Origin of the sequence: Acidaminococcus nyctereutis (assembly GCF_052216985.1) — a bacterium.
GTDB classification, from domain to species: domain Bacteria; phylum Bacillota; class Negativicutes; order Acidaminococcales; family Acidaminococcaceae; genus Acidaminococcus; species Acidaminococcus fermentans_A.
Map to the genome: position 1 here is coordinate 24,116 of NZ_JBQOUY010000025.1, position 9,968 is coordinate 34,083.

The following is a 9,968-nucleotide window of genomic DNA, read 5'->3' on the forward strand; positions in this document are numbered from 1 at the left end:
TTGGCCATTGTGTCGGATAGGTCGGGCGGTTATTCGGGCAAGTCAATCTTGCCGACAAAGCTGTAATAAATCTCAATGTCCTGCCTGCGGGTGCCGTTCTCATCATAGCTGCACTCATGCACCACAATTTTCTCGATCATTTCCCGCAAGAGAGTGGGGGTCAGTTCTTCAAAGGCAAGGTGCTTGCGGACAATGCCCATAAATTTCTCGGCGTTGACGGTAGCTGCCTGTGACTTGTCCAGTTCGGCTTGCAGGGCGGCGGCTCTCTTTTTCAGCTCCGCTTGCTCGGCTTCGTAGTCAGCCGACAGTTCCATGAAACGCTCATCGCTGATTTTGCCGTTTACATTGTCCTCATACAGCCGCTTGATAATGCGGCTGATTTCAGAAATGCGTTCCTGCGCCTGTTCAAGCTGCTTGATGGCTGCGGCGGTCTTTCGCTTGCCGCCGATCTCGTTCTGCTGGACAAGTAGTTTCACAAACCGGCTCTCATGCTTGGCTGCGTATTCGGTCACTTGCCGGAGATTTGCCAGGACACCAGCGGTCAACAGATCGGTGCGGATAAAGTGCGCCGTACAGTTGCGGGTGCGCTTCTTGTAGCTGCCGCAGATGTAGCAGTCCTGTTTGCGGTCTTTGTTCTGATACCGCTGCTGATACAGCACATGGCCGCAGTCGGCGCAGAACAAAATCCCGGAGAACAGCCCCACTTCATCGTAGCGGTTCGGGCGTTTGCGCTGTTTGCGTAACTCCTGCACCCGTTCCCATGTTTCCTTGTCGATGATCGGCTCATGGTGGTTCTCGAAAATGGCCTGCTTCTCGACGGGGTTCTCTATGCTGTGCTTGACCTTATAAGAAGGCTTTTCCGTTTTGAAGTTCACCAGACATCCGGTGTACTCTCGGTTTTCGAGGATATGAACGACGGTGTTGGTCGCCCATTTGCACTCATAGCCTGGGTGATAACGGCGGGTGCTGCCTGTCCGCTGATATTCCAGCGTCCCCGGCGTGGGGATTTGCTGCTCCGTCAGCATACGGGCAATCTTGGTCGGGCCGTTCCCGGCAAGGCAAAGCTGGTAAATCTGCTGCACCACCGGGGCGGCTTCCTCGTCTATAATAAAATTCTCGTCCTCGTCCATCACATAGCCGTAAACCGGCTTGCTGGTAACAGGCTTGCCGCTCATGCCTTTTGACTTTTTCACTGCCTTGATTTTCTTGCTCGTATCTCTCACCAGCCATTCATTGAACAGATTTCGCAGCGGGGTAAAATCGTTGTCCATGCCCTCGCTGGCACTGTCCACATTATCGTTGACAGCGATAAAACGCACACCCTTTTGAGGGAACAGCATTTCCGTGTAAAACCCTACCTGCAAGTAGTTTCGCCCTAACCGGCTCATGTCCTTGACGATGACCGTACCCACTTTCCCGGCTTCAATGTCCGCAAGCATGGCTTGAAATCCGGGCCGCTGGAAGTTCGCGCCGGAAAAACCGTCGTCGGTGTACCAGCGCAGATTGGTAAAGCCGTTCTGTTTTGCGTAGGTTTCGAGTATCCTTTTTTGGTTCGATATGGAATTACTCTCGCCTTGCAATTCATCCTCGTGGGACAATCTCGGATAAAGGGCGGTAATGAGGTTTTGGGTGGCTTGTCTTAACATAAAATCCTCCGTTTCCGACAGCCAGCCCCACTATTCCGTGGTTTCATTGTACCACGGAACGGCGGGGGCTGTACAGCGGCAAAAGCGTTAAATTTGCTTCTTTACAGCTTTTCAATTTTCCGATTTTTATGGTATGGGTTGTCGTCCCATATTTGCAGTAGAAAAGTTCATAACTCCGTGGTATACTCTGATTTAACAAAAAAATCAGAAGTTAAAGGAGAAAACATGAAGTATACAATAGATGAATTAACCGCGGCCAAAAGGCAAATTGATTCAACTCTGCACAAGCTAAGAGAAACAGTAAAAACATTTGAATCAAAGGATAATTCCGAGCGTTATAAATCACAAATCACATTGGCAAAGAGAAGAATAAAAGCCTTTGAAATTGCAAATTATTTTATAGAGAATGAGATTAAGAATTGCTAAAGCACTTCCGATTTTCGTTCCAGCGGTCATGCTCCCTGGCATGGCCGCTTTTCCATGCCCCGGTTCACGCCGGATAAGTCGGCTCCTGTGTAGCAGCGGCTTCCGCTTCCAGTACCCGCGCCATTTTGTCGGCGGCTGTGGTTGTGGTGTCTTTCTTGAAATAGCCGGACACGACAAGGACGGAATTGCCCATGCGGATTTCCGTCACACAGTCAGGGCGGCGGGTGGTGCGGGTGTCGTGCTGCTTGTTATCTGCCATAGGCAATACTCCTTTCAGTCGGTAATCAGTTTCTTCATGCTCTCCATTTTCCGCTTGGCGGTTTCCTGCCGGAAGTTGTCGCCGGTAAAGCGTACCGGGACGCACATGGAAAGCAGGCGGTCATAAATCCGGGAATGGGCGGTGTCCTCCGGGTTGTGCAGGTCGTCCAGCGTAAGGTTGGTCGTGACGATCAGCGGCTTGCCGCTGCGGTAACGGCTGTCAATCACATTGAACACCTGTTCCAGCCCGTATTCCGTCCCGCGTTCCATGCCGAAGTCGTCAAGGATCAGCAGCGGATAACGACAAAGGCGGGAAATGTACTCGTTGCGCCCCTCAAAGCTGGCGGCAAGGTCATTGAGGATAAGAGCAAAGTTCGTCATGCGGACGGGGATTTCTTTCTCCATGAGGGCGTTTGCGATACAGCCTGCAAGGTAGCTTTTGCCGGTGCCTACGCCGCCCCAGAACAGGCAGCCGATATTGTCTGTCCGCATATCTTCCCAATGCTCCACATACCGGCGGGCAAGCCCGGTCTGCGGGTTCCTGCCGTTGTCGTTCTCAAAAGTCCAGTCCCGCATGGTGGGGTCGGTAAAGCCCCGGCGTTTCAGTTCTTCCACGGTGTCAAGGTGTCTGCGCCGCTTTTCGGCGGCTTCCCGTTCCTCGCGGGCGGTTCTCTGGCAGTCGCACTCTGCCGGGTGGCGGTCGCGCCCGAAGATAGCGGCCTTATCCGGCGCAAAATAGGCTTCTTTCGGCTTGCGGCACTTGCCGCAGTACAGTAAACCGTCCTCGCCGGTGTAGTCCTCCGGCTCCGGGATGGTGGTCGTCATATTCTCCAAAACCGCGTTGATTTCATTCTTCATAAACTCTCGCCCTCCTTGCATGAGTAGTCTGGTATGCCCTTTTTAGGGGCTTCCTTTTTGTCGTTCCCCGCCCATATCCGCAGGGCGGCGGCATAGTTCTGGTAGCTTTTCCCGTTGGCGGCAAGGTAGCGGCTCATTTCCTCGATGAACCGTTCCAGCCTGTCAGGGTACTCTGCCTGCAACTCGTCGTATTCGGTCTGTGACAGAAAAATATTTCCATATCGGCCATAGGGCGCGGACGGCCCCCCACTCACTCCCTTTGTTTGGCTCTCTGTAAGGTTGTTTATAGTAGTTTGGTTAGGGGACGGTTTTCCGACCATCATAAGGTCGGTTTTCTGACCATCAGTAGGACGGTTTTCCGGCTCTATGAGGGGCGGACTTCCGGCCATCAGTTGGTCTGAAAACTGTACCTGTGGCACTGGCGGTACTTTGACATAAAGCCGGTTCGGTGCGGAGAAGCCGCCCCGTTCCCGTTCCAACAGCCCCGCCGTGTCCAGTTCATTAAGCGCCCCCTTGATGGTGGTGCTGCCTTTATCCAGTATTTCTGCTATCTCCGCGATGGGATAGATAATATAAATCCTGCCCTCGTCGTCCAGCCACTTGTTTTTCTGGGAGAGGGTGGAACGGTCTAACAGCAGCGAATACAGCAGCTTGGCGGTCTGTGAAATCTCCATTTTCAGCAGGAAACGGGGATACGGCAGATAGGCGGGCAGCCGCGTGTCTGCCCTGATATAATCAGCGATAGGATCACCTCCCTGTGTTCGGGTTGATTTTGGCGTATTGTCACGCATTAAAACGCCGTTTCCGGGGGAAAAGGATAAATGTATCGCGTACCCTTTGACACCCACGAAAAAAGCCTTGATTTATGCGGGTTTGAAAGGCTCTAAAGCGTGACATCTCTGCCTTTGTTTCCGCTTTCTCTCGGCGGCTTTGATTTTCTTCATGCGCCCGGCGCAGTCGGGGCAGTATTTTCCCCGGTTGGATTTGGGGACAAAGGCCGCCCCGCAGACGGCACACCGTTTCCGGCTTCCCCGGCACAAGAGGGCTGCGGCCAGCTCCCCGTCAAGGGGCAGGACAGCCACACGGAACCAGTGGCACATGAGGGAAAAGGAAATGCTCTGGACGCACACGCAAGGCTCCCCGTCGTCCAATAGCAGGCAGTTCCCCTCATCGTAGTTACAGCACTCATGTACCAGCCGCCGCGCCCGCCGGTGCTGGCGGTAGTCCATGTGGGGCAGGTTATCGCTCATGGCTCTGCTCCTTTCTGCGGTGCGGCTCGTCCCGGCGCAAAATCTGGTCGATGTTCCGCTTGACGGTCTGCAACTCCTTGAACCGCTGTTTCTGTTCGTGATAGGTGTTATACAGGCCGTCTTTCTCGGAGATAAGCTGCTCGATCTCGGCCTGCAACGCTTTCCGGGCGGGCAGCTTGGTAATGCCATGCGCCTTGAAATACCGGGCTGCTGCGTCGGCTATGATAAAATCGCTCTCATGGGCCTGCCGGTATGCGGCGCGGGCTTTCTCGGATTTCTGTGCCCGCAGCCCGTCGCGGGCGGCCTTGGTCTGGGCGTAGGCCAACACCTGCCGCTGCAACTTCTTTTTCCCTTGCAGCTTCGTTTCCAGTGCTTTCAGTTCGCCGCTGGTCTGGCGCATTTTCTGATAGGCGGTGTCAACGGCGGCTTCTAACTGCTCCGGGGAAGTAAAGCCGTATTGCTGGTAGACGGACAGCGTTTTGGCGGCCTGCTTCAGATTGTGTATCTTCGCCCAGCGTTCATAGCCCCGGCCTTTGCCCTCGGCCATTTTCTGCTCAATGTCCACAAGCCGCTGCACTCCGTCCTGTTTCGGGGCGGCTATCTCGGCTCTGGCAACCTGCAAGCGGTCTTTTATGGTGCGTGGGGGATCGGGGGATCTGGCTGGCGCTTCGGCTGCTCTGGCGGCGTTTTGCTCTAAAACGGCAAAGACAGCGGCGCGGTCAAAATCGTCGCCCAGCTTCCGGGCGGTAATTGGCTTTGTCCTGTCCGGCGTGAGGTAGGAAAGCCGCCCCCGGCTCTCCTTGACGGTCACACCCTCCTGCAGCAACAGAGAGGAAAACTCGTCAAAGCTGGCGGCGGTGGCAAGGGCTTTCCGTAGGGTCTGCCGCAGCTTCTCCTTGTTCGTTTCAAACTTGGTCTGCCGGGGCGTGATACTATCGGCAATCATGGGGGCGTTCTGCTTGTCCAGCGCGGCCTGTCCCTTTTTCTGCGCCCAATACTCCCGGTCGGTGACGCGGTTCTTGCTGCCGTTCAAGAGGTCGATTTGATAAAGCCCCTCCCGGTGGCACATCTCCATGACTTCGGATTTGAAGTAGCGCAGGGCAGCGTCGGTACATCGGTGCTTGCAGCCGACTTTCGTATCGGCCGGCCTGTCCATGTAGGGCAGGAACGGCACTTCCTCAATCCGCAGGCTGTTTATGACGATATGCACATGAATGTTGCCGCTGTGGTTATGCCCGTCCGGGTGGGTGCAGACAAGGGCCTGGTGGCCGGGAAAATGCTCTTTACAGAATTGTTCCCCCAACGCCTGCGCCCGGTCTACGGTCAGGCCGTTGTCCGGCCCGTCCCGCGGGTCAAAGCTGATGATGTAGTGGTGGCTTTTCACATCTTCCCGCCGCTGGTTTTTCTGATAGCGGAGATTGGCCCGCATACACGCAACGGCAAAATCCTCCCCGTCGCAGTTCAGCGTGGACAGCCGGTAGTCCTCGCGGGGGATAAGCCTGCCGGTTTCATCAAGGACGGGCTTCATGGTAAACTCGTCATGCTCAAAGAGAAGATATTGCTCGGCGGCTCCGTAGTCGGCGTTTTTAGAGTTGATATGCTTGAGTGTTGCCAACCGCGTCACCTACTTTCTTGAGGACTTCATACTTGAGGACGGCAAGGTCGGATATGGCGGCGCGTACCTCGCCGGAAAGGGTGTTGTAGGGTACGCCGTATTCGTTCAGATACCGGGCAATCTGATTGAGGTTGCCGCCGATCCTGCCGTACTCGGCTGTCAGCTTCCCGACAGCGGAAAGCAACTCGTCATTGACCGACGACACATGGACAACCGGGCGTATGGTCGCCCGCCGTATCGCCTGCCGGAGAAATTCGGACTGGCTGATACCATAGGGCGCAAGCCGCGCTGTGAAGTCGGCATACTCATCTTCGGACAGCCGGGTTTTCACAACGCGGCTGCGGTGGGGCGTGTTGTATTTCTTTCGCATGGTGTGACCTCCTTTCTCGCCCGTAAGGGCGCATGAGCAGGGTTTGGGGAAGGCACTCCCCAACAAGTTTCCCGCGAGGGGCAAAACTGCAGAATTGCGGATTTTGGCACCGTGGTAGAAACTTGCTCTCCGTGACTGCAAACTTTCTCTCACTTCCGTCCGCCACTTTTTTGGAAAACTGCAACCACAAAAGTTTGTTTCTCTTTTTCTGCTACTACTAATCCTGTAAAGGGCATTCCTGCCCGCTTTCGCTAAAATGACACCGGACGCAGTGGTTTCTACCCGGTGTTGGAGAAATCCTTTCTCTTTGCCCTCTACTACGGGTAAATGCTCCAAATGCCAAACACCAGGGCAGAAAAATTCCCTCCTCGCTTACTACTACAACCGGCAGGGGGCAAAATGGCCGGGAGCGGAGCCGGACAACAAAAAAAGCAGTAAATCTTTTTCAAGACTTACTGCTTTCGCTGGCCGCGTCGGTGGCGGCTGGTATTCAGTTTTTATGACTTGTCCGGTGGTTCGTCAAGCCGGAACTTGAATTGACAGTCAATTAACCGCTGCTTTACATAGTCCTCCACCTCGGCGTTGACCTGCCCGTTCACTTTTGAGAAATAGCGGATATATCCGGCGTAGTGGAGCAGGACAGCGTTCACGGCTTCTGGGTCGCCCTCACGGGCTTTGAGGATTGTTTCATAGGGGAGAAGTCTACTCATACCGGCTCACCCCCATTTCTTCGCGTAGCCGCTGCAAGGCAAGCTGGATATGCCGCCCCGCTGTGCTGCGTGACCGGCCAATACACGCGCCGATCACGCGCTGCGGCTGGCGCAGAAAGTAATAGCGCAGGATTTCTTCCCGCGTCTGCTCCGGCAAAACAGAGATCGCGTCGGCAAGGGCGGCGTTGCAGAGCAGGACGGTCTGACCGCAGACGGTAAATGGGTATTCCTCGTCCGGCTCCGACGCGGCAAACTGGACAAACTTCTCGTTCATCAGATAGTCAAGGGAAACTTGCCGTTCCCATTGCCGTTTAAGCTTCAAAATCTTGTCCAAGGCGGCACAGCGGATAACAGTCTTGCAAAAGGCGTTGTACCTGCGCTGGATATATTCTTGATAGGCTATCTGGTCGGTCATGGAAATTCCCCTTTCTGAATAATAGTGCGGGGCGGTGGCACTTCTTGCTGTCGCCCCTTGATTGCCTACCAGCAAAGGCGGGCGGGGCTGTCAACGGCTGCGCATATGCGCCGTTCATCTTGACCGTTGACTGGCTCGGCTGGGTTTGCTATTTACCCGACAAACTTGAATTTATTTTAAGCTATCACGTTTTACCTTCTTAAGCCTTACTATCATTACCATAGGAATTTCTTTGTTGGTTTTAAAACATTCTTCATAAAATCCATCAATGACAAATCCAGCTCTAAAACAAAGGTTAAAAATATCTTGTATGGAACGATGATAATAAATCTGCTCTTTCGGTTGCCCTTCAATCGCTATATCATAGTAACTGTGCGGTGTCATATATTTTTCAGTCAACGTGACAAAACAAGGGTGTTGCGTTGCAAAGACAAAAATTCCGCTTTCCTGCAACAGTTCATAAACAGCCATAAGAAGTGGTTCAATATCCGTAATATCCATAATTGCCATATTAGAAACTGCTTTCGTAAAGGCTCGATTTCTTTTTAATTCTAATATACTTTTTCTATCGGTCGCATCCGCCACACAAAATTCAATTTGTTTTGCATATTGTGATTGCCGTCTTTTAGCCAATTCTATCATTTTTTTGCTGTAATCAAAAGCGACAACCGAAGCGCCTCTTTGTGCAAGATACGAAGAATAATTTCCATTGCCACACGCAATATCCAAAATGTAATCCGCAGGATTAGGAGATAGAAGTTCCGTTACTTTGGGACGCACTACCTCTCTGTGAAATTCATTAGATTCGTCACCCATTGCATTATCCCAAAATTGTGCGTTCTCCTCCCAGATTTTTTTACTTTCCTCTGTTCCCATGTTCTCTCCCACTCCCCAAATTTGCTTTTTTGCTTCCATTAAATCTTCCTTACTATATTCCATTGTTACCCTCCATAACTTCTGATTGTTGCCGTCTTGACGATTATGTATCTTTACATTACCTTCTGAAACATATGGCGCACCTTGTCCAGGCGGCTGTTTGGACGGCGGGGCTGGATGACCGGCTGACCGACAGCGGCCTGATATCCTTTCAGCTCTGTAAGGCATACGCTCCGCCCGTTGGTGTAAAAGGCCAGATCAGTACGGTATGCCTGTATACAGCGGGCGGGAATCTCGCCAGTAAAGACAACTTCATCCTTTTTTACCTGGGCCGTTTCGATGGTGGCACAGTATTTCGGTGCATCATGATAAGCCCTGGAAAGGTATTCCTGGGGCGCATAGAGGATGAAGGAGAGATAAGGTTCCAGCAGCTGCGTCCCCGATTCCTTCAATGCCTGTTCCAATACAATCGGGGCCAATGAGCGGAAGTCCGCCGGCGTGCTGACCGGACTGTAATAAAGCCCGTATTCAAAGCAAATCTTACAGTCCGTTACGTTCCAGCCGAACAAGCCCTGCTCCAGCCCGTAACGGATACCATCCCTGACAGCGTTTTGAAAACTCTGGTTCAAGTATCCCAGCGAAACCCGGCTCTCGTATTGTACACCGGAGCCAAGCGAGAGTGGTGTAACAGACAGTCCTATGGATGCCCAAAACGGGTTGGGCGGCACCTCGATATGGATGGTGTGGCTGGCTGCTTTGAGCGGCCGCTCCATATAAATGACGGAGGGTTCCTTTACCACTGTTTCAAGCTTGTATTTTTCCGACAGCAAAGCGGAAACAACCTCCAACTGCACCCGGCCCAAAAAAGAAAGAATGATCTCATGGGTGATGGAATCCACTTCGCAACGCAAAAGCGGGTCAGTATCCGCAAGTTGCGTAAGAGCGTCCAGCAGCCGTTCTCTTTGCGCTGCCGTTTTCGGCGCAATCGTCGTCCGCAGCATGGGGAGGGGGTCCTCGCGCCACCTTTTACGAGGGAGCCGGGTTTGGTCCCCTAATACATCGTTTAACCTCACGCTGTCGCTGGGAAGGATAACAATTTCACCCTGATAAGCGGTGTCTGTCCGAACAATTTCCCCTTTGGATGGAATACGCATCTCTGTGATTTTCAGCTTTTCTCTCCCGGCCAGGGCCACCGTATCCCGCAGGCGCAGCGTTCCGCTGTATAACCGTAGATAGACACGCCGCTGGCCGCAATCGGTGTACTCAACCTTGAAAACGCTGCCGCATAGGGCGGCGCCCCCCTGTTCCCCAATCGGTTGGAACAGCCCTGTCACCGCATCCATCAACGGTTGAATGCCAAGGCCATTTTTGGCGCTGCCATGATAGACTGGGAACAGGGAGGCGTCTTGAACCCGCTGCTGTTCCTCCCGCGCAAGTTTTTCCCGGCTGATTGGTTCTCCTGCGATATACTTTTCCAATAATTCATCGTTATTTTCGATGACCGCATCCCATGCTTCTATGTCGGTATTTTCCTCCAGGACTAT

General features: G+C 53.1%; 12 protein-coding genes. 1 reads left to right on the forward strand and 11 read right to left on the reverse strand.

All coding sequences use genetic code 11. The annotated features are described in order from the left end of the window. Positions 1-29: 29 nt before the first annotated feature. Positions 30-1,646, reverse strand: a complete 1,617-nt coding sequence (locus tag ACTUHY_RS10480; RefSeq protein ID WP_002596236.1) for a recombinase family protein — start codon at positions 1,644-1,646, stop codon at positions 30-32. Positions 1,647-1,871: 225 nt separating this feature from the next. On the opposite strand from ACTUHY_RS10480, the gene ACTUHY_RS10485 reads away from it, so the two are divergent. After that, entirely contained in the window at positions 1,872-2,072 is a 201-nt protein-coding gene (locus ACTUHY_RS10485; protein ID WP_002596235.1) for a hypothetical protein, read from the forward strand. Positions 2,073-2,136: 64 nt separating this feature from the next. Here the strand turns inward: ACTUHY_RS10485 and ACTUHY_RS10490 are convergent, their stop codons facing one another. The 10 genes from ACTUHY_RS10490 to ACTUHY_RS10535 all read right to left on the reverse strand — a co-directional run. Next, positions 2,137-2,331 carry a transposon-encoded TnpW family protein gene (locus tag ACTUHY_RS10490; RefSeq protein WP_002596234.1) on the reverse strand — a complete coding sequence of 65 codons (195 nt, stop codon included), beginning with the start codon at positions 2,329-2,331 and terminating at the stop codon, positions 2,137-2,139. 14 nt (positions 2,332-2,345) lie between these two features. Continuing rightward, the gene (locus tag ACTUHY_RS10495; protein WP_002596233.1) at positions 2,346-3,188 is read right to left on the reverse strand and encodes an ATP-binding protein; all 843 of its coding nucleotides are present in this window, start codon (positions 3,186-3,188) and stop codon (positions 2,346-2,348) included. Then, entirely contained in the window at positions 3,185-3,979 is a 795-nt protein-coding gene (locus ACTUHY_RS10500; RefSeq protein ID WP_006356266.1) for a replication initiator protein A, read from the reverse strand. Before ACTUHY_RS10500 ends, ACTUHY_RS10495 begins: the two co-directional genes overlap by 4 nt. Before the next feature lie 72 nt (positions 3,980-4,051). Beyond that, entirely contained in the window at positions 4,052-4,438 is a 387-nt protein-coding gene (locus ACTUHY_RS10505; RefSeq protein WP_002596231.1) for a cysteine-rich VLP domain-containing protein, read from the reverse strand. Next, positions 4,428-6,053: a relaxase/mobilization nuclease domain-containing protein gene (locus tag ACTUHY_RS10510; protein WP_002596230.1), complete on the reverse strand. Its 1,626-nt coding sequence runs from the start codon at positions 6,051-6,053 to the stop codon at positions 4,428-4,430. Before ACTUHY_RS10510 ends, ACTUHY_RS10505 begins: the two co-directional genes overlap by 11 nt. Next, positions 6,025-6,423, reverse strand: coding sequence for a plasmid mobilization protein (locus ACTUHY_RS10515; protein WP_002596229.1), 399 nt, complete (start codon positions 6,421-6,423; stop codon positions 6,025-6,027). The genes ACTUHY_RS10510 and ACTUHY_RS10515 overlap by 29 nt, the downstream gene beginning before the upstream one ends. Positions 6,424-6,920: 497 nt before the next feature. Then, positions 6,921-7,133: a helix-turn-helix domain-containing protein gene (locus ACTUHY_RS10520; RefSeq protein ID WP_002586615.1), complete on the reverse strand. Its 213-nt coding sequence runs from the start codon at positions 7,131-7,133 to the stop codon at positions 6,921-6,923. Further along, a complete protein-coding gene (locus ACTUHY_RS10525; RefSeq protein ID WP_002586616.1) occupies positions 7,126-7,548 on the reverse strand; it encodes a sigma-70 RNA polymerase sigma factor region 4 domain-containing protein in 423 nt (140 codons plus the stop codon). Before ACTUHY_RS10525 ends, ACTUHY_RS10520 begins: the two co-directional genes overlap by 8 nt. 171 nt (positions 7,549-7,719) lie before the next feature. Beyond that, complete coding sequence (locus tag ACTUHY_RS10530) at positions 7,720-8,487, reverse strand: class I SAM-dependent methyltransferase (protein ID WP_002586626.1); 768 nt, start codon at positions 8,485-8,487, stop codon at positions 7,720-7,722. Between the two features lie 50 nt (positions 8,488-8,537). Continuing rightward, positions 8,538-9,968, reverse strand: a 1,431-nt coding sequence (locus ACTUHY_RS10535) for a tetracycline resistance ribosomal protection protein Tet(W) (RefSeq protein ID WP_442827673.1), incomplete at its 5' end; no start/stop codon positions are given.

What these genes read in the sequence shown, in the direction of transcription:
- ACTUHY_RS10490 (WP_002596234.1), bottom strand. Translation starts at nt 2,331, where the DNA reads ATGGCAGATAACAAGCAGCACGACACCCGCACCACCCGCCGCCCTGAC.
- ACTUHY_RS10520 (WP_002586615.1), bottom strand. Translation starts at nt 7,133, where the DNA reads ATGAGTAGACTTCTCCCCTATGAAACAATCCTCAAAGCCCGTGAGGGC.
- ACTUHY_RS10495 (WP_002596233.1), bottom strand. Translation starts at nt 3,188, where the DNA reads ATGAAGAATGAAATCAACGCGGTTTTGGAGAATATGACGACCACCATC.
- ACTUHY_RS10515 (WP_002596229.1), bottom strand. Translation starts at nt 6,423, where the DNA reads ATGCGAAAGAAATACAACACGCCCCACCGCAGCCGCGTTGTGAAAACC.
- ACTUHY_RS10525 (WP_002586616.1), bottom strand. Translation starts at nt 7,548, where the DNA reads ATGACCGACCAGATAGCCTATCAAGAATATATCCAGCGCAGGTACAAC.
- ACTUHY_RS10500 (WP_006356266.1), bottom strand. Translation starts at nt 3,979, where the DNA reads ATGCGTGACAATACGCCAAAATCAACCCGAACACAGGGAGGTGATCCT.
- ACTUHY_RS10485 (WP_002596235.1), top strand. Translation starts at nt 1,872, where the DNA reads ATGAAGTATACAATAGATGAATTAACCGCGGCCAAAAGGCAAATTGAT.
- ACTUHY_RS10530 (WP_002586626.1), bottom strand. Translation starts at nt 8,487, where the DNA reads ATGGAATATAGTAAGGAAGATTTAATGGAAGCAAAAAAGCAAATTTGG.
- ACTUHY_RS10480 (WP_002596236.1), bottom strand. Translation starts at nt 1,646, where the DNA reads ATGTTAAGACAAGCCACCCAAAACCTCATTACCGCCCTTTATCCGAGA.
- ACTUHY_RS10505 (WP_002596231.1), bottom strand. Translation starts at nt 4,438, where the DNA reads ATGAGCGATAACCTGCCCCACATGGACTACCGCCAGCACCGGCGGGCG.